Source organism: Rathayibacter sp. AY1B7 (assembly GCF_002932735.1).
Classification (GTDB): domain Bacteria; phylum Actinomycetota; class Actinomycetes; order Actinomycetales; family Microbacteriaceae; genus Rathayibacter.
The window spans coordinates 100,613-124,137 of the sequence record NZ_PSWK01000007.1; the positions used below are offsets into that span (position 1 = coordinate 100,613).

A 23,525-nucleotide genomic window follows, 5' to 3' on the forward strand; every position below is an offset into this window, starting at 1 on the left:
CGCCCCGGACACGACGGCGCCCCCTCGTCCGCGGAGGGACGAGGGGGCGACGGGGGAGATCGGGCGGGAGCCCGGTCAGGTCTTGCTGCGGGCCATGACGGCGCGCTGGAGGAGGACGAAGACCAGGAGGATGCCTCCGGTGATGATCGTGGTCGCCTCCGGCGGGATGCCGCCGTCACGGGTGATCAGGACGTTCATCAGGCCGAGCACCAGGGCGCCGACCACCGAGCCGAGCACGAACCCGACGCCGCCGGTGAGCAGCGTGCCGCCGATGACGGTCGCCGCGATGGCGTCGAGCTCCCAGCCGGTGCCGGTGATGTTCTGCGCGCTGCCGAGGCGGGCGGTGTAGACCACACCGGCGAGACCGGCGAGCGTGCCGCTGATGATGTAGATGAACAGCTTGGTCCGCACCACCGGGAGGCCCATCAGGGCCGCCGACTGCTCGGAGCCGCCCATCGCGTAGACCGTGCGGCCCAGGCGGGTGCGGTGCAGCACGAAGAACGCGCCGGCCACGACGAGGATCGCGATGATCACGCCGGGGCTGATGACGAAGTCGTTGACCTTCGGGCCGTCGATCAGCTTGATCGGCGTGGCCAGGCTCAGCACGGCCGAGTCCTCGGGGAGGCGCTCCGGGACGGTGCTCAGCATGGAGGCGAGACCGCGGGCCAGGAACATCATCGCGAGCGTCGCGATGAACGGCTGCACGTTGAAGTACTGGATCAGGACGCCGGAGATCACGCCGAACAGGGCGCCGATCACCACCATCAGGACCATCACGAGCCAGGGGTTCCAGCCGGCGTTGATCAGGAGCACGCCGCTTACGCTGCTGAACGCGATCACCGCGCCGACCGAGAGGTCGATGCCGCCGGTGAGGATCACGAACGTGAGGCCCACGGCGAGGATGATCAGGTGCGCGTTGTTGACCAGCAGGTTCGAGATCGTGCTCGCCTGCAGGATCCGGCCGTAGGCGGCCTCGCCGTAGACGATCATCCCGAAGAAGATGATCAGCGCGGCCAGGGTGGGCAGCTTGTCCAGGTGCTGGCTCAGCCAGCCGCGCGCCCCGGAGGTGCGCTTGGTGCTCGCCGGAGGGGCGGAGCGGGTCATCACGGCACTCATGCGGGGATCGCCTCTTTCTGCGGGACGCTGCGGCGCGCCTCGCGACGGGACTTGAAGGCGGAGCGGACGCGCTCGGACTGCAGGAGGCAGAGCGCGACGATGACGATCGCCTTGAAGGCGGGCGTCGCGGAGGACGAGACTCCGAGGAACACGACGGTCTTGTCGAGGGTGGCGATCAGGATCGCGCCCACGGCGGCACCGGTGATGTTGAACTTGCCGCCGGCGAGCGAGGTGCCGCCGATGACGACCGCGAGGATCGCGTCGAGCTCGAGCTGGTAGCCGGTGCGCGAGACGTCGACCGTCATCACGCTCGCCGTGGCGAACACGCCCGCGACTCCGGCGAGGATGCCGCTGCCGATGTAGGCGGTCATCAGCAGGCCGCGGCGGTTGATGCCCGCGAGGCGGGCCGCCTTCGGGTCCATGCCGATGGCCTCGATCATCAGGCCGAGCGCGCTGCGGCGCACCAGGACTCCGACGACCACGACGATGGCGATGGCGAGGAGGAACACGACCGGGAGCCCGAAGACGTACCCGTTCGCGAGCCAGCGGAAGGGCTCGTTGGTGGCGGCGGTGTTCTGGCCGCCGGTGATGACCTTCGCCAGGCCGCGGCCCGCGAGCATCACGACGAGCGTGCTGATGAAGGGCTGGAGGCCCACCACCGAGACGAGGACGCCGTTCACGGCTCCGAGCACGGCGGCCACCAGGAGGGCGACCGCGAAGGCTCCCGCTGCGGCGCCGAGCGAGTCGGGCGCTCCCGCGGAGTTGAGGAACTCCATCGAGACGGCGCCGGCGACGACCATGATCGAGCCGACCGAGAGGTCGATGCCCCCGGTCGCGACGACCAGGCACATGCCGACGGCGATCATCAGGATCGGAGCGGCGGCGCGGGCGATGTCGATGACGTTGCCGACGAGGTAGCCGGTGGTGGGGCTGACCGAGACGGCCAGGTAGCCCGGGTCCTTGACGACGTTGACGAGGAGGAGCAGGGCGATCGCCACGACTCCCCAGAAGTACTGGCGGCGGATGATCCCGCCGAGGACTGATCCCCGGGCGGGTCGGGTGTCGCTGCTCATGATGCGGCCTCCTGCGTGGCGCTCTCGAGGACGACGACGTCCTCGTCGACGACTCCCTCTGCGGCGATGGTAGTGACGATCGACTCCGCAGTGACAGCGGGACCGTTGAGGATCTCCGCGATCACGCGGTGGTCCTTCAGGACGATGATGCGGTCGCTGAGACGGACGACCTCGTCGAGCTCGGACGAGATGAAGACCACGGCGACGCCCTCGCCGGCGAGGGCGACGACCTTCTCCTGGATCTCGGCCTTCGCTCCGACGTCGATGCCGCGGGTCGGCTCGTCAAGGATGAGGATCTCGGGGGCGGTGGCGAGCCAGCGGCCGAGGAGGACCTTCTGCTGGTTGCCGCCGGAGAGCTTGCTGATCGGGCGGTCGGGGTCGGCCGGGCGCACGTTGAGCTCGACGAGGTACTTGCCGACGATCTCGTCCTTCTCCTTTTTGGAGAGGGGGCGGGCCCAGCCGCGCTTGGCCTGCACGCCGAGGATGAGGTTCTCGCGGACCGAGAGGTCGCGGATGATGCCCTCGTCGCGGCGGTTCTCGCTCGAGAACGCGATCTTGTGGGCGAGGCCGGCGGTCGGCGTCGGGACGTCGATCTTCTTGCCGTGCATCGTGATCTCGCCGGTGTCGGGCTTGTCGACGCCGTAGATCAGGCGCGCGAGCTCGGTGCGGCCGGAGCCGAGGAGCCCGGCGAAGCCGACGACCTCGCCGCGGTGCAGCGTCAGGTCGGTGCTCTCGATGGAGCCCTTCTTGCCGATTCCCTTCGCGGTGTAGAGCGGGGCGTCGCGGTAGAGGTGGTCCTGGCTCTCGCGCTCGGAGTCGAGGGAGCGCAGCGCCGCGATGTCCTTGCCGATCATCTTCGAGATCAGCGAGGTGCGGTCGAGCTCGTGGGTCAGGTACTCGCCGACGAAGGTGCCGTTGCGCAGCACCGTCAGGCGGTCGCTGATCGCGTAGACCTGGTCGAGGAAGTGCGAGACGAAGAGGATCGCGACGCCCTCCGCACGGAGGCGGCGGATGACGACGAAGAGGTTCTCGACCTCGTTCGCGTCCAGGCTCGAGGTCGGCTCGTCGAGGATGAGCACCTTGGAGTCGCTCACCGTCGAGCGGCTGATCGCGACCAGCTGCTGCATCGCGATCGAGAGCGAGGCGAGCGACTGGCGCGTGTTGAGGTGGCCGAGGCCGAGCTTCTCGAGCGCGACCTTCGCGGCCTGGTGTGTGGCCTTCCAGTTGATGCCGAAGGGTCCGCGGACCTCGTAGCCGAGCATCACGTTCTCTCCGATGGAGAGGTTCGTGACCAGATTGACCTCCTGGTACACGGTGGAGATGCCCGCGGCCTGCGAGTCGGCGGTGCCGGTCAGGCGACGGGTCTCCCCGTCGATCACGATGTCTCCGCTGTCGATGCGGTAGACGCCGGTGAGGGCCTTGATGAGTGTGGACTTGCCGGCGCCGTTCTCACCCATGAGGGTGTGGACCTCGCCCGGGAACAGGCGGAAGTCGACGCCGTCGAGGGCTTTCACGCCGGGGAAGCTGATCGAGATGTTCTTCATCTCGACGATCGGAGGCGAACCTGTCATGTCGCGTCGTTCCGTTCTCGAGCGGGGCGCAGCCGAACAGGTGCGCCGAAGGGTCGGAGCGACCGGGGCCGGCGGGTGGGCCGGCCCCGGTCGCTCCGGGGGAGTGGTGCCGCGTCGAGGAGGACGCCGGGCGACCGGTGGTGCTGAGCGACTAGAACTTGCGGTCGGGCAGCGCGGTGGTGGCGGCCTCGGGCGAGTCGAAGGTCTCGCTCGGGACGACGATCGAGGACTCGACCGTCTCGCCGGCCAGGGTCTTCTTGACCGCGTCGAGGGCGGTCTCGCCGAACAGCGGGTTGTACTCGGCGACGAAGCTCAGCTCGCCGTCGGCCAGCGCCTGCAGGGCGTTCTTGGTGCCGTCGATCGTGGCGATCTTAACGTCGGTGCCGGGGGTGAGGCCGGCCTCCTGGACGGCCTGGACAGCGCCGAGGCCCATCTCGTCGTTCTGGGCGAAGACCAGCTGGACGTCGTTGTTGTTCGACTTCAGGACGGTCTCGAAGACGCTCTTGGCCTCTTCGGTGGACCAGTTCGCGGTCTGCGCGCCGATCTTGGTGAACTTCGAGTCGGCGCCGATGACCTCGTCCCAGCCTTCGTTGCGCTCGTTGACGACCGAGACGCCCGCGGGGCCCTCGAGCGTGAAGTACTTCGCGCCGCTCGGGAAGGTGGTCTTGGCCCAGTCGGCGACCGAGGTGCTGACCGCGATGTTGTCCGGCGCGATGCGGGTCACGTAGAGGTCGGTGTTGTCCGGCTCGATGCCGCGGTCGATCAGGATGACCGGGATCTCGGCCTCCTGGGCGCGCTCGAGCGAGTCCTCCCAGCCGGAGCCCTCCGTGGCGGAGAGCAGGATGATGTCGACGCCCTCGTCCACGAAGGAGGTGAAGGAGTCGATCTGCGACTTCTGGTCTCCGTTGGTGGCGGGTGCGTACTTCAGGTCGAAGCCGGCGTCCTTGGTGAACGTGTCCTCGATGTTGGTCTCGTTCGCCTGGCGCCACGCGCCCTCGGGGCCGACGGCCACGAAGCCGACGGTGGTGAGGTCACCGCTCGAGCCGGAGCCCGAATCGGTGCCGGAACCGCCCGAGCAGCCCGCGAGTCCGAACGCGAGTGCGCCGACTGCTGCGAAACCCAGGAACTGGCCGATACGCCTCGTCTTGGACATAGATCTCCTCCTTGAGATCGCGGGCACGAAGAGAGTGCCCGAGATGGTGGACCCCGAAGGGCCTCGAATGCGGGCCTAGCGGCCCGAGGTGCGGTGAGTGCAGGATGTGCAGTGGGCGCCGGCCGAAGCAGCGCCACGTCGAAATGTTACCGTGAACAATTCTTGTGACGCAACAGCACGGCGGTGCGCTTCGGTAACGATCCGGTCGCGGGGCCCGCAGGGCCCGATGGCAACCCTCTGCCCGGTGGTCGGGCCCGGGAGTAGCTTCCCTGGCCATGATGCTCCCTCGATCGCGCTCCGTCCCCGCGACGGCCGCGACGGCGGCCCTCGTGCTCGCGCTCTGCGGATGCTCCGCGGACGGCACGGCGGCCCGCCGCGCGGCCGACGCCTTCCTCTCTGCGCTCGCCGACGGTGACGGCCGCGCGGCGTGCGCGCTGCTCACCGATTCCGCCCGCGAGGCCGTGGAGGACCGGTAGGGCGACTGCCCCGGCGGCGTGCTGGAGCTCGGGATCGCGGAAGACGGAGCAGGGGACGCCGAGGTCGACGGCCGGGCGGCGATCGTGCGCTCCGGCGGCAGCGCGGTGTTCCTCACCCCGGGCGACGACGGCTGGCTGGTGCGCGCGGCGGGGTGCACGCCGGTGGCGGACGCGCCCTTCGACTGCGTCCTGGACGGGAGCTGACGTGCGCACCGCTTCCGCCCTGTACTACGCCGTGATCGTGCTCGGCCTGATCGGGTTCTTCGCCGTCGGGATCCTCGGGAGGTGAGCCGGATGCGCCGCTTCCTGCGCGAGAACGGACTCTCGCTGTTCTTCCTCGCGATCTTCCTGCTCGCTCTCCTCGGGCAGTCGTTCGCCGGGCTCGCCGCGTACAACGACACCCAGGTCGCGGAGGGGCTGCGGGAGGTCGGCTACTGGCGCTTCGTCACCTCCTCCGACTTCGCGATCGACGTCGCCGAGAACTGGCAGTCGGAGTACCTCCAGTTCTTCCTCTACATCGGCGCGACCGTCTGGCTCGTGCAGCGCGGCTCGCCCGAGTCGAAGCGGGTGGGCGAGGAGGGCCTCGAGACCGACGAGCAGCAGAAGGCGGGGGCGTCCGCGGAGGACGACTCGCCGCCCTCGGCGTCCGCCGGCGGCCTGCGGCAGGCGCTGTTCTCGCACTCGCTGCTGCTGGTGATGGGGGCGGTGTTCCTGCTGTCCTGGGCGGCGCAGTCGGTGACGGGCGTCGTGGCCTACAACGAGGAGCAGCTGACGAGCCTGGAGGCGCCCGTCGACTGGCTCGGCTACGTCTCCTCCGCCGACTTCTGGAACCGGACGCTCCAGAACTGGCAGTCGGAGTTCCTCGCGGTGGGCAGCATGGCGGCGCTCGCCGTGTTCCTGCGCGAGCGCGGGTCGAGCGAGTCGAAGAAGGTGGGCGATCCGCACGGACGGACGGGGATCTGAGTGGTCAGGGTGCGTCGGATCGGACGCGGATCTCGTCGCCCTCGAGGGCGAACCGCAGGGACGTGCCGATCGGGAACCGCTCGCGCAGGGCCTCCGGCGCCGCCGACGTCACGGTGAACTGCGCGACCGCGGGGAACGCTCCGGCCGTGCAGCCCTGGAAGAACAGGCCGTCCTGCGGCTCGGCGGTCCGCACGATGGAGAGGCACGAGCCGGCGCTCGAGGAGCGGCGCTGCCGGACGACGGTGAGCCCCGTGTCGGCGGGCAGGCTCTGCCGCACGACGGTGAGCCCGCCGAAGTCCTCGGTGGTGACCGATCCGTCGAACCCCAGTCCCTCCCAGCCGGGGAGGTCGGTGCCGTTCGACAGCGGCAGCACGGCGACCTCGCGGCCGGGCTGTCCGTCCTCGGCGGTGGCGAGGAGGGTGGCGCCCGCGGCGACGGCGGCCGTCGCGGCCAGCGCGGCGGGGAGGAGGAGGCCGCGCCGACGGGAGCGGCGGGGCGGGACGTGGCCGAGGGGGTCGGACGCCTCGTCGGCGGAGGCGTCCGCGGGAGGTGCCGCGTCCTCCGGCGCCGCGTCCCCGGAGTCCGCGGGAACCACCGCGCCCGGCAGTGCGGTGCCGAGGGCGGGACGGACGCGGGCCTCGAGCGCGGAGAGCCGGGCGAGCGCGCCGGGGTCCCGCTCGATGTCGGAGCCTCGGCCGTAGGCGCGCCGCTGCAGCTCCGCGAGCTCGTCCGGTCGCTGATCGTCCACCCCCGGATCCTCGCAGGCCCGGCGCCCGAGCGGGACCCGCCGGCGCGCCGAGGTCCTGGCGGTCGAGCAGCCCGGACGGCTCATCGAGACCCGGTGGACGGTGCGGCCGCTCGGCCGGCGGGGGAGGTCAGTCGTCGTCGTCGAGGTCGTCGTCGCGGTCGGCGGCGATCATCTCGACGATCGTGTCGACGGTGAGCCAGGGGCCGTTGCTGACCTCGCCGATCTTCTCGCGGTCCTTGAAGACGACGATGCGGTCGCTGAGGCGCACCACCTCCTCCAGCTCGGACGAGATGTAGACGACGGTCACCCCCTCCTTCGCGAGCTGCGCGATGTGCGCCTGGATCTCGACCTTCGACGCCACGTCGATCCCGCGCGCCGGCTCGTCGAGCACGAGCAGCCGCGGACGGGTCGCGAGCCACCGCGCGAGGACCACCTTCTGCTGGTTGCCTCCGGAGAGGTACTTCACCGGGATGTCCGGGTCGGCCGGCGAGATGTTCAGCGCCTCGACGTAGGTGCGCACCAGGGTGTCGGTCTCGGCGGCCGAGAGCGGGTGCGCCCAGCCGCGCAGAGCCTGCAGGCCCAGCACGAGGTTCTCGCGGAGGGAGAGGTCGCCGATGATCCCGTCCTCGCGGCGGTTCTCGCTCGAGTGGGCGATGCGGTGGCGCAGGCCCGACACCGGGTCGGAGATGCGGGCGGGCTCGCCGTCGATCAGCACCTCGCCGGTGTCCGGCTTCTCGACCCCGCTCACCAGCGACGCCAGCTCGGTGCGCCCCGAGCCGCGCAGGCCCGCGAAGCCCACGATCTCGCCGCGGTGCAGCTCCAGATCGGTCGGGCCCACGGCGCCGCGGCGGCCGATCCCGTGCGCGCGGTAGATCGCCGGGCCGACCGGCTGGCGGCGGTGCTCGCGGCGGTCGGAGCCGATCTGCCGCAGCGCGTCGATGTCCTTGCCGATCATCTTCGCGATCAGCTCGGCGCGGTCCATGGTGTGCGCCGGGTACTCGCCGACGGTGCCGCCGTCGCGGAGCACCGTCAGCCGGTCGCTGAGGGTGAGGACCTGCTCGAGGAAGTGCGAGACGAACAGGATCGCGACGCCCTGGTCGCGCAGCCTCCGCAGCACCGTGAAGAGGCGGGCCACGTCGCTGAGGTCGAGGCTGGAGGTGGGCTCGTCGAGCACGAGCACGCGCGGACGGTCGACCATCGCGCGGCTGATCGCGACCAGCTGGCGGATCGCCGGCGAGAGCGAGCGCAGCGGCAGGTGCGGATCGAGGTCCTCCAGGCCCAGCTCGGCGAGCATCTCGGCCGCGCGGTGGTGGGTGCGCGACCAGGAGATGCCGAAGCGGCCGCGGACCTCGTGGCCGAGCATCACGTTCTCGCCGATGCTGAGGTTGTCGGTGAGGCGCTCGTCCTGGAACACGGCCGTGATGCCCGCTGCCTTCGCCTCCGCCGGGCCGCTGAAGCGCCGGGCGACGCCGTCGACGAGGATCTCGCCCGCGTCGGGCTGGTGGATGCCGGTGAGCGTCTTGATCAGCGTGGACTTGCCCGCGCCGTTCTCGCCCATCAGCCCGTGGATCTCGCCCGGCACCAGCCGCAGGTTCCCGTCCTTCAGAGCGGGTCCGGAGGCGAAGGAGACGCGGATGCCGGTCATCTCGACGACGGGTGCCGCGGAGCTCCGGGTCGTCCTCGATGAGATCGCCACGTGCCGTCCTCGGTTCGTGTGCGGCGCGCCGTCAGGGTCCGGCGTGCCAGGGGCTGCCGCCGATGATACGCGAGCGCATGCGGCGGGACGGGAACAGGAGGGTCACGATCGGGGAGCGGCCGTGGAGGAGCGGATCACCAGCTCCGTGGGGATCCGGGTGCGCTGCGGGATCTCCTGGCCGCGGATCCTCGCGTGGATCACCTCGGCGACCGTCGTCCCGAGCTTGTCGAAGTCCTGGCGGACCGTCGTCAGCGGCGGGAGGAAGTGGCGGGCGGTGGGCAGGTCGTCGAAGCCGACGATGCTCACGTCCTCGGGCACGCGGATCCCGCGCTCGACGAGGCCGTGGATCACTCCGAGCGCCATCTCGTCGTTCGCGACGACCATCGCGGTGAAGTCGGGCACCGACTGCAGGCTCGCGGCGAAGTCGTACCCGGAGTCCGGGGTCCAGTCGCCGATGACGATGGGGCGCTCGTGCATCCCCCACGACTTCGCGCGGCTGTGGAAGGCGCGCTCGCGGGCGCGCGCATCGAGCCAGTCGAGGGGGCCGGAGAGGTGCAGCACGTCGCGGTGGCCGAGGTTCCCCAGGTGGTCGACGGCCTGGAACATGCCGGCCTGCTGGTCGACCGAGACGGTGAGGAAGCTCGGATCCTTGTCGCTCTTCACCACGAGCGTCGGCACGCCGATCTCGACGGTGCGGAGGGTCGCCACGGAGGAGGAGCGCGGCGCGATCACGCAGAGCGCGTCGATCCCGAGGCCCATCAGGTGGGCGATCGCGTCGGTGGGGGTCATCTCGAGGTCCGGCCGCAGCGCGACGGAGGTGATCGAGTACCCCTTCTCGCGGGCGGCGCGCTCGATCGCGCGGAGGGTGCTCGACGGCCCGTACTCGGCGCCGCTCTCGATCATCACGCCGATGCGGTCGGTGCGCTGCGTGACGAGGGAGCGGGCGGCGATGTTCGGCCTGTAGTTGAGCTCGTCGACCGCCTCGAGGACCTTCTGGCGGGTCGACTCCTTGATGTTGGGGTGCCCGCTGAGCACGCGCGACACGGTCATGTGCGAGACGCCCGCGACCGCCGCGACATGGCGGAGGTTCGGCCGATCGGCCATGAGAGGACCTCCTCCGCTCCCCGGGCGGGTGAGCCGCGCCACCCCGGCGCGGACGAGGCTCAGAAGGCTCGGCTGCCGGGGGTGGCACCAGCATAGTCAGGCGGGGCCGACCTCCCGGTGGGCGCCTCCTGAGCGGGCGGGCATCGTCCGATCCGCTGCGGCATCCGCCGTAGCGCGGGGCGGGCGGGACCGTCCCGGTCGCGTCGCTCTCACTGCGGTCCTCGATGATCGAGGGGGCTCCGGGGCGTCATGAGCCCTCGCCAGAACACGTCGTGCAGGGAATGCTCGGCGACGAGCTCCGGAAGGATCGGGGCCGCGTCCGCTCCTCGTAGGAGGATGTCGTCCAACGAAGCGATGACGTCCACGACCGAGCGCGGAGTGAACTGCCCGGCGAGACGTTTCGCCTTCGCGCGGACGTTGTCGGGCGTCGGGCCCGCATCGATCACGGAGTGGTTCCAGAGCCAGCTGTGGTGAGCGCACCGGTTGCGCAGGTAGACGAGTGCGCGGACCCGGTAGGCGAAACCGGCTCGGGCGACTCCCAGACCGGACGCGACGTCCCCCGCAAGCGATCCTCGTGCCCCTCGCTCGATGCATCTCGACAGAGTTCCGAAGGACCATGCCTCGACGGCCGACCACACCGGTAGCTCGCCGAAGGCGGCCGCGCCCCTGCCGCCGGGGAGCTCCGTGAAGCGGAGGACATGCCGTTCCCTGCTGCGCTCGATGTCGCGGAGGCACGAATCGACTGTCGACTCCGCGTTCGGAGACTCGGAGTAGAAGCTCTTCTCGAGAGAGCACTCGTACGGGCCGTGCTCACGAGCGATGACATGAGCCGTACGGCTGCGGAGAAGGATCTCGGCACGGGCCAGTCGAGCACGCAGGCTCTGCCGCAGCGCTTCATCTGCGTCGCAGACCGCTCGGACGTCCTCGAACGAGACTCCGTCCGCGAACGAGTCGTCCCCGTCGTGCGGAGCCCGCTGGAAGTAGCGGGCGTACCCGGAGAAGCGGTAGTGGTTCTGCGCGGCCAGGTAGCTCGTGCAGGCCTCCCCGTCGGCGATGCCGAGCCCGCGGTCACGGAGGAGCTGGACCTGCTGCTTCCACGACAGGCTCGGTTTCCGTGCCATCGCAGTACCTCGGTGCCGAAGAAAAAGGCCCCTCCCATGTGAGCATCGCGGAGAGGCTTGGGAGGGGGTCGATCGGATCGAATCTACCAGGCGTCCCTCAGCCGTGGTCCCTGCGGCGCCACTCGACCAGCAGGTGGCACGAGTGCTGATCGGACCATCGCCGCAGGACGGAGAGGGCCGACCGCCGCGGCGCCGAACGCTGCGGGTCTTCGAAGGCGCGGGGCGGGCGGGTACTCTCGGGAGCCTCATGGCACGCGACAACGAACCGACCGTCACCCTCACCGATCCGCTCGAGGAGCGCCTGCGCGCGCAGGTCGCCCGCGAGGGGGAGCGCAACGTCGCCCTGCGATCCGCGGCCCTGCTCACCGGCGGGTACGAGGGCGAGTCCTTCCTCCTCACCGTGGGCGGCGAACACGCCGACGGGATCCTCAAGGGAGCACCCTCCCTCTACTGGCCCGAGCTCTGGGGCGCCCGCGCGCTCCTCTACGTCTGGGACGACGACGCCGCCGACGCGGTGACCGCCGGACTCGCGAACCCCTCCTGGCGCGTCCGCGAGATGTGCGCCCGCGTCTGCGCCGAGCGCGTGCTGGGCGGGCAGAAGAAGCTGTCCCGCCTGACCACCGATGAGCACCCCCGGGTCCGCGCGGCAGGAGCCCGCGCTCTCGTGGCGGCCGCTCTGGCGGGGATCTCCTCCGGTCGCGACGCGAAGGGCGAGTTCGCGGCGAGCGTCGAGGCCGTCCTGACGGGCATGCTCCGCGACCCGGACCGCGACGTCCGCCGCGCCGCGCAGCAGTCGGCCGACGCGCTGCGGGACGCCCGCTCGGCCTGAGCGGACCGTCCGCCGGCGGTCGAGGCGTCGCGAAGGGCCGCCTCCCGGCTCGGATGACGACCGTTCGTGACGCCTCGGAGCCCCGGGGGCTCAGCCGACCAGGTGCGTCGCGCGCTCGAAGGCGCGCTTCAGCTCGTCGCGCTTGCGGGGCTGGCTCATCGCCCGCTGGCCGGGGCTCCACGAGTCGATGACGGTCGGGCCGTCGACCAGGTACGGCTCGATGTTCTTCTTCCAGCCGCTGGTCGGCGCGGTCCCGGCGTTGACGACGACCCGCAGGTCGGGGAGCAGCGGCAGGAGCCGGCGCAGCTCCATCGCGCCCTGCCGCACCTCGTCCGCGTCGGGGACGCCGTCGAGCTGCCACGGCACGATGTTCCAGACCAGGGTGCGGGCGTGCAGTCCGACCTCGTCGCGGAGGGTCCAGGTCGAGGCGGCGGTCGCGTCGTCGTTGTCGACCGAGACGAAGCCGGAGCCGTCGGGGCCGGTCGACATCGGTCCCGGGGCCTCCAGCACGATGAGCGCACGCGCCTCGACGCCGGCCTCGGCCGGGTCGAAGTCGGGCACCACGGCACCCGGATGCCTGCGGGTGCGCCGGGCGAGGAGCTCCTCGCGGAACGCCCGGAGGGGCTGCACCGAGGGCTCGTCCTCGAGCAGGGCCCGGCGCTCGTCGAGGGCGGAGCGGTCGCGGAAGCCGTACGGCTCGGTCAGGAACACCCTCCGAGGCTAGTCGCGATCCGCCCAGCCGCGGCGGGCGGGCCTGCGGGCGCCCTCCTGGGTGACCCCGGCAGGGCCTGGCTCGCGCCGCCCCCGGCTCCTACGGTCTGACTGCAGTCGAGAATCTGGATCGGAGGGGGTCACCGTGTCGGACGAGCCGTCAGTGAGCATCGGGGTTCCGTACGTCGAAGGGGGGTCGTCGCCGCAGGTGCTGGACGTGTACAGCAGGTCGGTGTCCCCGGCCGAGGACGCTGCTCGGCCGGCCGTCGTGCTGATCCACGGCGGCGGGTGGTTCCGGGGGGACAAGAGCAAGGAGCGGGCGCTGGCGACGATGCTGGTCGACGCCGGCTACCTCGTGTTCGCGGCGGACTACCGCGAGGCTCCGGACTCGGTCTTCCCGGCCAGCAGGGACGACGTGCTCGCCGCGGAGCGGTGGGCGGTCGCGTCCGAGTGGGCGTTCGACCGGAGCAGGCTGGCGTTCTTCGGCGGATCGGCGGGCGGGAACCTGGTCGTGGAGGCCGCGATCGCCACCGGTCGGCCCGCCGTCAGCTGGTCGGGGATGTTCGACCTCCTCGGCATCGTCGAGGCGACCGACGACCTCCCGGCCACGCCGACGACGCAGGACCTCGACGCCATGAAGAGCGCCGACATCAACCAGACCGGCCGGAACGACGCCTTCCTGCGCTGGACGATCCTCAACGAGGTCGGGGGCGACCGCGGGCTGCTCACCGCCGCCTCCACGACGCGCCACGCCTCCCCGGACGGCGGGCCGGTGTTCCTGGCCAACTCGCTCGGCGAGTTCGTCCCCGTGAGCGACGCGCAGGCCATGCAGGCGGCGCTCTCCGCGGTCGGAGTCGCCAGCACGCTGCAGCTGATCCCGGGCACCCGTCACGCCGAGGGGTACACGGAGGCGGCCATCGGCCCCTCGCTCGCCTTCCTCCGCGACGCCCTCCCGCCGGCCCGAGCATGACGACGACGGAGTTCGCCGGAGTCGGAAACGTCTTCTACTTCGTCGACGACCTCGACGCCGCGATCGCCTGGTACTCGGCGCGGCTCGGGCGCGAGCCCGTCGTCCGCGGCGGGGCGCTCGTGGCCTACGACCTGGACGGCACCCGCCTGACGCTGCACGAGCGGGACGAGCTGAACCGGCCCGGACCCGACGGCACGAGCCCGTACTGGACGGTCCCCGACGTCGACGCCGTCGTCGCCGACTGGACGGCGAACGGCGCCGTCGCCCACCGCGGTCCGAAGACGGTGTTCACGGGGGAGCGGCTGTGCCAGCTGCTGGACCCGTTCGGCAACCTCTTCTCGGTGCGGCAGGCCGTGCCCCGTGACTGAGGACGTCGCTCCGGCTCCCGCTCCCGCCGCCCCGGCGCAGACGTCCGCGCCGGCGCAGCCGTCGGCCTGGGCGCCCATGGCGATCACCGCCTTCCGCGTGCTGTGGTTCGCCCAGCTGGGCAGCAACATCGGCACCTGGATGCAGACCGTCGGAGCCCAGTGGTACCTGGTCGAGGCGGCCGCGGGCGCGGCGGTCGTCGCGCTCGTGCAGACGGCGAGCCTGGCGCCCTCGATCCTCGTCGCCCTCCCCGCGGGCGTGCTGGCCGACTCGCTCGACCGGCGGCGGCTGCTCATCTGGGGGTCGTCGGCCAGCGCGCTGCTGGCGGCCGCTCTGACGGTCGTGGCGGCGGTCGGCGCGCTGACGCCGTGGACGATCCTGGCCTTCACCTTCCTCCTCGGCATCACCTCCACCCTGACCTCGCCCGCCTGGCAGGCGATCCAGCCGGAGCTCGTGCCCCGGAACCTGATCGCGGCGTCGTCGGCCCTCGGCGGCGTGACGGTGAACGGCGCCCGCGCGGTCGGCCCGGCCCTGGCGGGAGTCGTCCTCTCGGCGTTCGGCGCTCCGGTGGTCTTCGGCATCAACGCCCTGAGCTTCATCGGCGCCGTGCTCGCTCTGCTCTGGTGGAAGCGGCCGACGCAGACCGGCCTCGACGACCGCGAGCAGTTCGGCGCCGCGCTGAAGGGAGGGATCCGGTACGTCGCCTCCGCGCACCTCGTCCGCCGGATCCTCCTCCGCTCCGCGCTCTTCGCCCTGCCGGCCAGTGCGCTCTGGGCGCTGCTGCCGCTCACCGCGAAGCGCCTCCAGCTCGACTCCAGCGGCTACGGCTTCCTCCTCGGGGCCCTCGGTGCCGGTGCCGTGCTCGGCGTCTTCGCCCTGCCGCTCGCCCGCCGGAAGCTCTCGGACGACGTCGTCATCGGGGCGAGCGCCGTGCTGTTCGCGGCGGGGACTCTCGCGGCGGCCTTCCTGCCCCTCGTTCCGGCCCTGCTGCTGCTGGTCCTCGCGGGGCTGGCGTGGATCGGCACCCTCACCGTGCTGAACGCGGCGCTGCAGCTCACGCTGCCGCAGTGGGTGCGGTCCCGCGGAGCCTCGATCTACATCCTGGTCTTCATGGGGACCATGGCGGTCGGCTCGATCGGCTGGGGCCTGGCCGCGCAGGTGCTCGGCACCGCGCCCGCGTACGCCGCGGCGGCCGCTCTGCTCCTCCTCGTGGCGGCCAGCGTGCGGGTGCTGCCCCTGCTGCCGGGGACGGGCACCGTCGACCGCAGCATCTCGATGTCGTGGCCCACGCCCACGCTGGTGTTCGAGCCGGAGCCGACGGACGGGCCGGTGATGGTGCAGATCTCGTGGACGGTCCGCCCCGACTCCCTCGCGGACTTCCGATCGGCCATGCGGCTGCTGGAGAGCTCCCGCCGCCGGACCGGCGCCTCGCGCTGGGCGCTCTACCGGAGCGGGGAGGAGGCCGACGTGCAGCTGGAGACGTTCATGGTGCCCTCGTGGGGCGAGTTCCGGCGGCAGGAGACCCAGCGGCTCACCGGCCGCGACCGCGAGATCCGCGCGGCGGCGCTGACCCACGCCGACGGCGATCCCGTCGAGCGGCACTTCTTCCCGAGCGCGACGCCCTCCTCCTGAGAGCGGGAGCGGCGGCGAGCCGTCCCCGCGATCGTCGAGACGCCGGCCTGCGAGCGGTGTTCCGGCGGCGCGCGAACGCCTCGGCGCGTCTCGGGCGCGAGGGCCGAGGTGCGCCGCGGTCAGCCGCCGACGGTGGAGCCGAAGCCGGACTTGCCGGAGGAGCCGAAGCCGCCGGAGAGGGTCGCCTTCGAGCCGACGGTCGAGCCGGCCGGCGCGCGCTGCACGACGTCGGGCTGGGTCGCTCCGCGGGCCGCGAAGCCGCCGGACGCGACGGGCGCCCAGCTGGTCGCCCGCGTCGAGTTCCAGCGCGAGGACGCGAAGATCAGCGGGCCGAGCCAGAAGCCGCCGGCGTAGTGCCCGCGGTACTCGTCGGTCGCCTCGCACAGCTGCTCGGGGTCGTCGCCGACCTCCTCGCCCTGCGCCTGGAGCTGGGCGATCTGCTCCCGCACGTCGGCGAGGCAGTCCTCGCGGCTCGCATAGACGGGGCGCTCGGCGTTCTCGGGGATGACGTAGTCCTGGCCGTCGGCTCCCGTGGCGACGACGCCGTCGGTCGAGGGGCCGCCGTTCGCGAGGGCGACGGCGAGGCCGACCGCGCCGACCGCGACCGCGCCGCCGATGAGCAGGCCGCGGCGGTTCTTCGCGATGCCGCTGATGCCGACGCTCCGGGAGCGGTGGGGAGCGGTGCGGGTGGCGCCGTCGCCGCGGCCGGTGCCGCCGCTCGAGCCGCCGCTCGGCGTGCCGGAGCCCGCTCCGGGCTCGCGGCTGCCCCAGTCGTTCCCGGAGCTCGGCGTCCCCGAATCGCCGGGGGTGCGGTCGTCGTCCGTCATCGGGTCTCCTCGTCCTGCGGGCGGGCCGCGCGGGTGTCCTGCGGCCGGTCGTGCTCGGGGGCGCCGTACTCGGGCGCGGGGGTGCCGGGCGCGGGAGCGCCGTAGGCGGGGGTGGCGCCGTGCCCGGGGCGGGAGGCGGCCGACGCGGCGTCCGCGGCCGTCGCGACCCCGTCGCTCCGTCCGCCCTCGATGTAGTGGGGGACGAACTCCGCCAGGTCGCCGGTGATCAGGCCGCTCGTCTCGCGCACGTCGATGCCGGCCGGGGTCTCGCCGACGATCCAGCTGCCGATGACGACGGTCTTCCCGTCGACCCGGGCCAGCTCGGCGCGCTCCTGGTGGATGAAGCCCTCGGCGCCGTAGCTCCCGCCGTTCTCGGCGACGACCGAGCCGTCGGCGTCGAGGACCGTCACGTTGGCGCCCTCCCGCCCCAGGCGCGGCTTGCGCACCTGGGCGGTGCCGGGCAGCGGATGCACGGAGGCGGGCAGCAGGTTCGGGTGGCCGCGGAACATCTCCCACAGCACCACCAGCAGCTGCTTGTTGCTGAGCAGGAGCTTCCACGCCGGCTCGACCCAGCGGGTGCGCTCGCGCCGGTCGAGGAGGAGGCCACCGAACTGCTCGCCGAGCATCCACTCCCACGGGTAGAGCTTGAAGACGTGGCGGATCGGCTCGCCGTCGCCGTCGAGGAAGCCGGCGCCGTCGAGCTCGTAGCGGATGTCCTCGACGAAGATCAGCTTGGGGTCGAAGCCGGCCTGCGCCGCGGTCTCGGCCATGTAGGCGACGGTGTCGGCGTCCTCGACGATCAGCTCGCCGTCTCCGGAGTCGTGCAGCGACGCGAGGTGCAGCCGGGCGCCCTCGTCGAGGCTCCAGCGCTCGAGGCGGAGGTGGCGCCACTGCTCGACGAGCTGCTCGTGCAGGCTGTTGAACTGGTCGGCGTCGGGACCCTTCGTCTCGACGAGCCACTGCCACTGGGCCGCGGCGGTCTCGACCAGCGAGGTCGGGGTGTCGGCGTTGAACTCGAGCAGCTTCACCGCGCCCGCGCCGTCGTAGGCGAGGTCGAAGCGGCCGTAGACCGTGGGGTCGTCCTCGTCCCACGAGGTGCGCACCAGCTCGTGGAAGCGGGGCGGGATGCCGAACTCGGCGAAGCGGCCCTTCCGCACCACGAGCTCGCACGCCTCCATGCAGAGGTCGAAGAGCTCCGAGGTCGTGCGCTCGAGCAGGTCGATCTCGGCGGGCTCGAAGGAGTACGCCGCGGACTCGTTCCAGTAGGGGCGGCCGCCCTCGGAGGGGAGGTCGTAGAAGCTGAAGCCGATCTCGTCGCAGCGGGCTCGCCAGTCCGGTCGCGGAGTGAGGGTGTGTCTGCGCATGATGTCCGGCAAGTGTAGGTCGGGCGTCCGCGTGAGGGCAGGGGGTGGCGCCGTCCTCCGCGCTAGCCTCGACGGGAGCGAAAGGCCGTGCCATGACCGCACCCCTCCCGCTCGCGGGCGTCCGCGTCCTCGAGCTCGGCAACTTCATCGCGGCGCCCACGGCTGGCCGGCTGCTCGCCGACTTCGGCGCCGAGGTGATCAAGGTGGAGCGGCCCGGCACGGGGGACGAGCTGCGCCGCTGGCGGCTGCACGAGGGGTCCGAGACCTCGCTCCTCTTCCACACGATCAACCGCAACAAGCGCTCGATCGCGCTCGACCTGCGCACGGACGAGGGGCGCGACGCCGTCCGCCGCCTGGTCGCCGAGTGCGACGTGGTGCTCGAGAACTTCCGGCCCGGCACGCTCGAGCGCTGGGGGATCGGGCCGGACGTGCTCGACGGGGCCCGGCCCGGCATCGTGATCGGCCGCATCTCCGCGTTCGGGCAGACCGGCCCGCTGTCGGCCCGGCCCGGGTTCGCCGCGGTCGCGGAGGCGATGGGCGGGTTCCGCGAGCTGGTCGGCGACCCGGACCGGCCGCCCGTGCGCGTCGGCGTCTCGATCGGCGACTCGATCGCCGGGCTGTACGCGGGCTACGGAGTGATGATGGCGCTGTTCCAGCGCGAGACCCGCCGCTCCGCCGGACTGGATCCGGCACCGCTGGCGGAGCGGGTCGTCGACGTCGCGCTGCACGAGGCGATGTTCTCGATGACGGAGTCGCTGATCCCCGACTTCCAGGCGCACGGCATCGTCCGGGAGCGCGTCGGCGGGCGGATGGAGGGCATCGCCCCGACCAACGCCTACACCTGCGCCGACGGGGCGAGCATCGTGATCGCGGGGAACGCGGACGCGATCTTCCAGCGGCTGATGGCGGTGATCGGCCGCGCCGACCTGGGCGAGGACCCGGCGCTCGCCTCGAACGAGCAGCGCTGGGCCCGGCGCGACGAGCTGGACGCGGCGATCGGCGCGTGGACGGCGGGCCGCACCGCCGCCGAGGCGCTCGCGGTCCTCGACGACGAGGGCGTCCCCTCCGGCCCGATCTACACGGCCGCCGACATCAGCGCGAGCGAGCAGTACGCGGCGCGCGACATGATCCAGGCCTTCGACGTCGAGGACGCCGGCGGCACCCTGCGCGGCGTGGGCTTCCCGGGGATCGTGCCGGTGCTCGGCGGCCGCTCCCTCCCCATCCGCTCGCTCGCGCCCGACCTGGGCCAGGACACCGAGGAGGTGCTGGGGATGCTCCGGCGCACCGGTCCCGCTGCTCCCTCCGCCGGCGGGGCTGCTGCTGCAGCTCCGGCCGCTGCTGCTGCTCCCTCCGCCGCCGCTGCCGAGGAGGCCGGCCGGTGACCGCGCTCGCCTCCGCGCGCCTGCGCGACGTCACCCTCCGCGACGGCCTGCAGCTCACCGGCAAGCTCCTGACGACCGAGCGCAAGGTCGACCTCGCGCGCACGCTGCTCGCCGCGGGAGTGCCCGAGCTCGAGATCGGCTCGCTCGCGCGCGGCGACCTCGTCCCTCCGATGGCCGACACCCTCGACGTGATCGCCGCGCTCACTCCCGAGGAGCTGGAGCGGTGCTGGGTGTGGGTCGCGACTCCGCGCCACGTCGAGCGTGCGGCCGCCGCGGGGGCGCGCCGCTTCCAGTACTGCTTCTCGGCGTCCGACTCGCACAACCTCGCCAACGTCGGCAGGCCGACCGAGGCGAGCCTGGCCGCGATGCCGGAGGCGGTCGCGCTCGCCGAGAGCGTCGGCGGGCGGATCCAGCTGTGCATCGCCACCTCGTTCACCTGCCCGTTCGAGGGCCCGGTCGACCAGGAGCGCGTGCTCGCGATCGCGCGCGACCCGCGAGCGGCGGGAGCGGCCGACGTGGTCGTCTGCGACACGCTCGGTCAGGCGCACGCCGGCCAGGTGGCGTCGCTCGTCTCACGCGTGGCCGCGGAGACCCCGCCCCGCGAGATCGTGTTCCACGGCCACGACACCTGGGGCTCGGGCGTCGCGAACGCGATCGCCGCCGTGCAGGCCGGGGCCGCGGTGGTCGACGGCGCGCTCGGCGGCCTCGGCGGCTGCCCCTTCGCACCGGGCGCCAGCGGCAACACGGCGACCGAGGACCTCCTGTTCGCCCTGCGCCCCGACTGGTTCACGCCCGGCGCGCTCGCGGTCCTCGTCGGCGAGTCGGAGGCGCTGCTCGCCGAGCTCGGCGAGCCCGTCCGCTCGAAGGCCGCGCAGGGCGCCCGCTCGAACGCCCCCGCGTTCCCCTGGGCGCTCTGAGCGGATCGTCCCCCGCCCGCCGGTCCGAAGCGTCGCGAACGGCCGCCTCCCGCCGCGGAGGACGACCGTTCGCGACGCCTCGACAGCGTCGTGCGGGTCAGCGCGCGAGCAGCGCGCCGAGGCGTGCGCGCTCGGCGCGGAGGACGTCGACCAGGAGGGACCCCTCGGGTGCGGCGAGCCAGCGCTCCAGGGCGAGGTCGAAGAGGGCGGAGGCCGCGAGGGCGGCGAGGGCCGCGTCCTCCGGCGCGACTCCGGCGTCGACGAGGGCGGCGCGCATGCTCTCGGCGAGGGCGGCCGACTTCAGGAGCTCGCGCTCGCGCAGCTGCGGCTCGGAGCGCACGACGGCACGGCGGGCGGCGATCGGAGCGCGCCAGGTCTGGAGGTCGCCCGAGGCGGCCGCCTCGAGGCCGTGCATCACGAGGTCCATCGGCGCGAGGCCGGCGGGGGCGCCGGCGAGCAGGCGGCCGACGATCTCGGGGAACTCGCGCTCGCGGAGGAAGAGGACGTCGCGCTTGTCGGCGAAGTGGCGGAAGAAGGTGCGGGTGGTGAGCCCGGCGCGCTCCGCGATCGCGGGGACGGTGGTGCCCGCGTAGCCGTGCTCGGCGAAGAGCTCCATCGCCGCCTGCTCGAGGCGGAGGGCGGCGTCGGGGGCCCAGCGTGACATCCGCCCAGGATAGCTGACGACACGACGTGTCATCAGGAGTAGTGTGACGACACGTCCTGCCATCACTTCCGACTGGAGTCGCCCGTGCCCGAGAACGCCGCCGCCCTGCTGACCGCCCCGCGGGCCGACCTCGTCGTCCGCCCCGCTCCGATGCCCGTCCCCGGTCCGGGGGAGGTCCTGCTGCGCAACCGCGCCCTGGCCGTGAATCCGGTCGACGAGATGAAGCAGTGGACGGGCGATCTGATGTTCCGGTGGGTGCCGTACCCGGCGGTGCTCGGGGAGGACGTGGCCGGAGTGGTCGAGGCGGTCGGCCCTGGAGTGACGCGCTTCGCCGTCGGCGACCGGGTCGTCGCCTACGCGGTCGGGATGGAGCGCGGGCGGCGGAACCGCGACGAGGGCGCCTTCCAGGAGTACACGGTCGTGCGCGAGGACCTGGCGGCGCCGATCCCCGACCGGCTGGGCTTCGAGGAGGCGGCGGTGCTGCCGCTCGCGGTCTCGACGGCGGCGACGGCGCTGTTCCAGCGGGACCACCTCGCCCTGCCGCACCCGAGCGCCCCGGTCCGGCCGACGGGCAGGACGGTCGTGGTCTGGGGCGGGACGACGAGCGTGGGGAGCAACGCGATCCAGCTCGCCGTCGCCTCCGGGCACCGCGTGGCGACGACCGCGTCGCCCCGCAACCACGATCGGATGCGCGAGCTGGGCGCCGAGATCGTGCTCGACTACCGCAGCCCCACCGTCGTCGCCGACCTGGTGGCGGCGCTCGCGGGCCACGAGGTCGCGGGGGTGCTCGCGATCGGGACGGGCTCCGGTGCCCCGTCGGTGGCGGTGGCCGCGGGCACCGGAGCGCGACGCGTCGCCCTGGCCAGCCCCTCCGTCTCGTTCGGCTCGCTCCCGCGTCGGCGCGGTGTCAGCGCCGCCTTCGTGCGGACGATGCTGCGCGTGGTCGGCGGCACCGCGGCGCTGCAGATCGCGGCCCGGCGCCGCGGCATCCGCGCCCGCTTCGTCTGGGGCGGCTCGCTGATGACGAACGAGGTGGGGCCGATGCTGTGGCGCGACCACCTGCCGGCGGCGCTCGCCGAGGGCCGTCACGTCTGCGCCCCGGCGCCCGAGGTGGTGGGTGAGGGGCTCGCCGCGCTGCAGCCCGCCCTCGACCGGCTGCACGAGGGTGTGTCGGCGGTGAAGCTGGTCGTCCGCCTCTGAGGGGCGGGCTCCGGGAGGCCGGGCTCCGACCGGCCCCGTGCGGAGGGATCGAGCGGGGTCCGGCCCCGAGCGACCAGCCCGGGGATCCGGCCGGGTTCCTCCGGTCCGCCGCCGCCCGCCGCAGCCGCTCCGCCCGAGCCGTGCCGCCGAGTGGCCGCAGCGCCGGAGCCTCGGTATCGTGGCGCGCTCCGACGCGACCCGAGGAGATCCCGTGATCCGCCGCACCGCCCCCGGAGCCGCCGCGCTCCTCCTGCTCGCCCTGACCGGCTGCTCCGCCGGGTCGTCGCCCGCGGCGTCCCCGTCCGCCACTCCGGAGCCCGTCGGCGGCCTCGGGGTCGCCGTCTCGGCGCTCTGCGAGCCCGGCTCCGATCCGCAGTGCGTCCCGGTCGGCGGGCAGGACGTCCTCGTCGATCCCGAGGACTTCACCCGCGCGGGCGTCGCCGCGGTCGAGGCCGATCCGAGCACGGGGGTCGTCGACGTCCGGTTCGACGAGGCGGGCGCCGCCCTCCTGCGCCGCGGCTCGCAGGCGGCCATCGACGAGGGGGCCGACGCCCGGCTCCTCCTCCGCGTGGGCGACCGGGTCGAGTCGGCGCTCTCCGTGATGCAGCCGATCGAGGGCGACACCGTGCAGATCGTTCCCGCGGAGGGCGACGCGCAGGGGCTGGTCGACCGGATCCTCGCCGGCTGACGCCCGCCTAGGATCGGCGCATGGCGAAGGGTTTCCGCACGGAGCGCACGCAGGCGCTCCTCCTCGCGCAGCCCTGGGCGCTCTCGCTGGTGAGCGCCGTCTTCGTGGCGGGGATGCTCTGGCTGGCGGCGGACGCGGGCTGGGATCTCGGCGCGGTCGTCGGCGGCGGACGCCGGCACGCGCCGCTGTGGCTGGTGCTCCTGCTCGGCCTGCCGCTGTTCGGCGCCGGAGTGGTGCTCGGCGCGGTCCGGCAGGTGCGGCTCCTGCGGCGGCCGGCGGCGCCGCCCGTCCCGAGTCCGGAGGCGGAGCGGCTGCGGCGCGAGGGCCCGGGCTGGCTCAGCCGGCGCGAGGACGAGCGAGCGGCGCAGGACGGGACCGGGAGCGCGCAGGGCGGCACCGGCAGCACTCCGGACGTGATCGGCAGCGCTCCCGACGGCACGGACGACCCGCGCGACGAGGCCCGCTGACCGCGCCTCAGAGGTGCAGCATCCCCCAGTCGATGATCACGGCCAGCGCCGTGTAGGCCGCGGCCACTGCTCCGACCGCCTTGCCCGCGCGGTCGAGGTCGGCCTGCGGGTCCGGACCGGCGTCGGCGACGACCCGGAGCAGCGCTCCGACCAGCGCGATCAGCGTGATCGCCAGGATCCAGACCTTCAGCGACGCGTGCGGGTCGACGTGCGCGAGCGTCAGCGCGACGACCGGCACCGCCACCACGAGCACCGACGCCAGCACCAGGAGGCAGCCGCGCCGGGTGAGGCCGGTCGGCCCGAAGGAGCCGCCGCGCATCCAGGCGCGCACGCGCTGCCTCCGCGAGGCGAGCGGACCGCCGGCGGAGTCCGCGTCGGTCGAGGGCCCCCAGTCCTGCGCGGTCGTCATCGCGCGGTGCCGGAGCGGTCGGGAGTCGGGCTGGGCCGCATCGGGTCCTCCAGGAGACGAGGGGGCACGTCGGACGGT

25 protein-coding genes are annotated in these 23,525 nt (G+C 73.0%); 12 read left to right on the top strand and 13 right to left on the bottom strand.

All coding sequences use genetic code 11. The features are described from left to right. Positions 1-75: 75 nt before the first annotated feature. The 4 genes from C5C95_RS05955 to C5C95_RS05970 form a co-directional block, all read right to left on the bottom strand. Entirely contained in the window at positions 76-1,116 is a 1,041-nt protein-coding gene (locus C5C95_RS05955) for a sugar ABC transporter permease (protein ID WP_104222391.1), read from the bottom strand. Then, the gene (locus C5C95_RS05960) at positions 1,113-2,189 is read right to left on the bottom strand and encodes an ABC transporter permease (protein ID WP_104238658.1); all 1,077 of its coding nucleotides are present in this window, start codon (positions 2,187-2,189) and stop codon (positions 1,113-1,115) included. Before C5C95_RS05960 ends, C5C95_RS05955 begins: the two co-directional genes overlap by 4 nt. After that, the gene (locus C5C95_RS05965) at positions 2,186-3,760 is read right to left on the bottom strand and encodes a sugar ABC transporter ATP-binding protein (RefSeq protein ID WP_104222393.1); all 1,575 of its coding nucleotides are present in this window, start codon (positions 3,758-3,760) and stop codon (positions 2,186-2,188) included. The genes C5C95_RS05960 and C5C95_RS05965 overlap by 4 nt, the downstream gene beginning before the upstream one ends. A gap of 151 nt (positions 3,761-3,911) precedes the next feature. Beyond that, the gene (locus tag C5C95_RS05970; RefSeq protein WP_104324023.1) at positions 3,912-4,913 is read right to left on the bottom strand and encodes an ABC transporter substrate-binding protein; all 1,002 of its coding nucleotides are present in this window, start codon (positions 4,911-4,913) and stop codon (positions 3,912-3,914) included. A 275-nt stretch (positions 4,914-5,188) separates the two neighbouring features. Between C5C95_RS05970 and C5C95_RS05975 the strand changes: the two genes are divergently transcribed. From C5C95_RS05975 to C5C95_RS05985, 3 genes are all read left to right on the top strand, one after another. Next, the gene (locus C5C95_RS05975) at positions 5,189-5,389 is read left to right on the top strand and encodes a hypothetical protein (protein ID WP_104222395.1); all 201 of its coding nucleotides are present in this window, start codon (positions 5,189-5,191) and stop codon (positions 5,387-5,389) included. 18 nt (positions 5,390-5,407) lie between these two features. Continuing rightward, positions 5,408-5,593, top strand: coding sequence for a hypothetical protein (locus tag C5C95_RS05980; RefSeq protein ID WP_104324024.1), 186 nt, complete (start codon positions 5,408-5,410; stop codon positions 5,591-5,593). A 90-nt stretch (positions 5,594-5,683) separates the two neighbouring features. Continuing rightward, on the top strand, positions 5,684-6,352 hold the full coding sequence (locus C5C95_RS05985) for a DUF6766 family protein (RefSeq protein ID WP_104227010.1): 669 nt from the start codon (positions 5,684-5,686) through the stop codon (positions 6,350-6,352). A 4-nt stretch (positions 6,353-6,356) separates the two neighbouring features. Here C5C95_RS05985 and C5C95_RS05990 read toward each other — a convergent pair whose 3' ends face one another. From C5C95_RS05990 to C5C95_RS06005, 4 genes are all read right to left on the bottom strand, one after another. Then, a complete protein-coding gene (locus C5C95_RS05990; RefSeq protein ID WP_104222398.1) occupies positions 6,357-7,100 on the bottom strand; it encodes a hypothetical protein in 744 nt (247 codons plus the stop codon). Between the two features lie 127 nt (positions 7,101-7,227). Then, positions 7,228-8,745, bottom strand: a complete 1,518-nt coding sequence (locus C5C95_RS05995) for a sugar ABC transporter ATP-binding protein (RefSeq protein ID WP_104247817.1) — start codon at positions 8,743-8,745, stop codon at positions 7,228-7,230. Positions 8,746-8,898: 153 nt separating this feature from the next. Further along, positions 8,899-9,900, bottom strand: a complete 1,002-nt coding sequence (locus C5C95_RS06000; protein ID WP_104227009.1) for a LacI family DNA-binding transcriptional regulator — start codon at positions 9,898-9,900, stop codon at positions 8,899-8,901. A 209-nt stretch (positions 9,901-10,109) separates the two neighbouring features. Beyond that, positions 10,110-11,021, bottom strand: a complete 912-nt coding sequence (locus C5C95_RS06005) for an Abi family protein (RefSeq protein WP_104324025.1) — start codon at positions 11,019-11,021, stop codon at positions 10,110-10,112. Positions 11,022-11,268: 247 nt separating this feature from the next. Between C5C95_RS06005 and C5C95_RS06010 the strand changes: the two genes are divergently transcribed. Next, complete coding sequence (locus tag C5C95_RS06010; protein WP_244230570.1) at positions 11,269-11,850, top strand: HEAT repeat domain-containing protein; 582 nt, start codon at positions 11,269-11,271, stop codon at positions 11,848-11,850. A 90-nt stretch (positions 11,851-11,940) separates the two neighbouring features. Here the strand turns inward: C5C95_RS06010 and C5C95_RS06015 are convergent, their stop codons facing one another. Next, a complete protein-coding gene (locus C5C95_RS06015) occupies positions 11,941-12,561 on the bottom strand; it encodes a hypothetical protein (RefSeq protein ID WP_104261075.1) in 621 nt (206 codons plus the stop codon). Between the two features lie 217 nt (positions 12,562-12,778). On the opposite strand from C5C95_RS06015, the gene C5C95_RS06020 reads away from it, so the two are divergent. From C5C95_RS06020 to C5C95_RS06030, 3 genes are read left to right on the top strand one after another with little or no spacing between them, the layout of a single operon-like run. After that, on the top strand, positions 12,779-13,531 hold the full coding sequence (locus C5C95_RS06020) for an alpha/beta hydrolase (protein ID WP_181065720.1): 753 nt from the start codon (positions 12,779-12,781) through the stop codon (positions 13,529-13,531). Next, positions 13,528-13,899: a VOC family protein gene (locus C5C95_RS06025; protein ID WP_104250023.1), complete on the top strand. Its 372-nt coding sequence runs from the start codon at positions 13,528-13,530 to the stop codon at positions 13,897-13,899. The genes C5C95_RS06020 and C5C95_RS06025 overlap by 4 nt, the downstream gene beginning before the upstream one ends. Beyond that, positions 13,892-15,529: an MFS transporter gene (locus C5C95_RS06030; protein WP_258072632.1), complete on the top strand. Its 1,638-nt coding sequence runs from the start codon at positions 13,892-13,894 to the stop codon at positions 15,527-15,529. Before C5C95_RS06025 ends, C5C95_RS06030 begins: the two co-directional genes overlap by 8 nt. Before the next feature lie 119 nt (positions 15,530-15,648). Here C5C95_RS06030 and C5C95_RS06035 read toward each other — a convergent pair whose 3' ends face one another. Then, positions 15,649-16,356, bottom strand: coding sequence for a hypothetical protein (locus C5C95_RS06035; RefSeq protein WP_104250022.1), 708 nt, complete (start codon positions 16,354-16,356; stop codon positions 15,649-15,651). Beyond that, the gene (locus C5C95_RS06040; RefSeq protein ID WP_181125585.1) at positions 16,353-17,720 is read right to left on the bottom strand and encodes a glutathionylspermidine synthase family protein; all 1,368 of its coding nucleotides are present in this window, start codon (positions 17,718-17,720) and stop codon (positions 16,353-16,355) included. The genes C5C95_RS06035 and C5C95_RS06040 overlap by 4 nt, the downstream gene beginning before the upstream one ends. A gap of 92 nt (positions 17,721-17,812) precedes the next feature. Here C5C95_RS06040 and C5C95_RS06045 point away from each other — a divergent pair, with 92 nt between their 5' ends. Together C5C95_RS06045 and C5C95_RS06050 are read left to right on the top strand one after the other, a co-directional pair. Beyond that, positions 17,813-19,102, top strand: coding sequence for a CaiB/BaiF CoA-transferase family protein (locus C5C95_RS06045; RefSeq protein ID WP_104324027.1), 1,290 nt, complete (start codon positions 17,813-17,815; stop codon positions 19,100-19,102). Next, positions 19,099-20,019 (top strand): hydroxymethylglutaryl-CoA lyase, encoded by a 921-nt coding sequence (locus tag C5C95_RS06050; protein ID WP_104324028.1) that lies wholly within the window; start codon positions 19,099-19,101, stop codon positions 20,017-20,019. The genes C5C95_RS06045 and C5C95_RS06050 overlap by 4 nt, the downstream gene beginning before the upstream one ends. A gap of 97 nt (positions 20,020-20,116) precedes the next feature. Here C5C95_RS06050 and C5C95_RS06055 read toward each other — a convergent pair whose 3' ends face one another. Then, entirely contained in the window at positions 20,117-20,683 is a 567-nt protein-coding gene (locus C5C95_RS06055) for a TetR/AcrR family transcriptional regulator (RefSeq protein WP_159940693.1), read from the bottom strand. A gap of 84 nt (positions 20,684-20,767) precedes the next feature. On the opposite strand from C5C95_RS06055, the gene C5C95_RS06060 reads away from it, so the two are divergent. From C5C95_RS06060 to C5C95_RS06070, 3 genes are all read left to right on the top strand, one after another. Next, on the top strand, positions 20,768-21,883 hold the full coding sequence (locus C5C95_RS06060) for a zinc-binding alcohol dehydrogenase family protein (protein ID WP_104324029.1): 1,116 nt from the start codon (positions 20,768-20,770) through the stop codon (positions 21,881-21,883). Between the two features lie 211 nt (positions 21,884-22,094). Continuing rightward, a complete protein-coding gene (locus C5C95_RS06065; protein ID WP_104234350.1) occupies positions 22,095-22,571 on the top strand; it encodes a hypothetical protein in 477 nt (158 codons plus the stop codon). Positions 22,572-22,591: 20 nt separating this feature from the next. Then, on the top strand, positions 22,592-23,038 hold the full coding sequence (locus tag C5C95_RS06070; RefSeq protein WP_104324030.1) for a hypothetical protein: 447 nt from the start codon (positions 22,592-22,594) through the stop codon (positions 23,036-23,038). Between the two features lie 7 nt (positions 23,039-23,045). On the opposite strand, the gene C5C95_RS06075 is transcribed toward C5C95_RS06070, so the two are convergent. Next, a complete protein-coding gene (locus tag C5C95_RS06075) occupies positions 23,046-23,447 on the bottom strand; it encodes a hypothetical protein (RefSeq protein WP_104324031.1) in 402 nt (133 codons plus the stop codon). Positions 23,448-23,525: the final 78 nt, after the last annotated feature.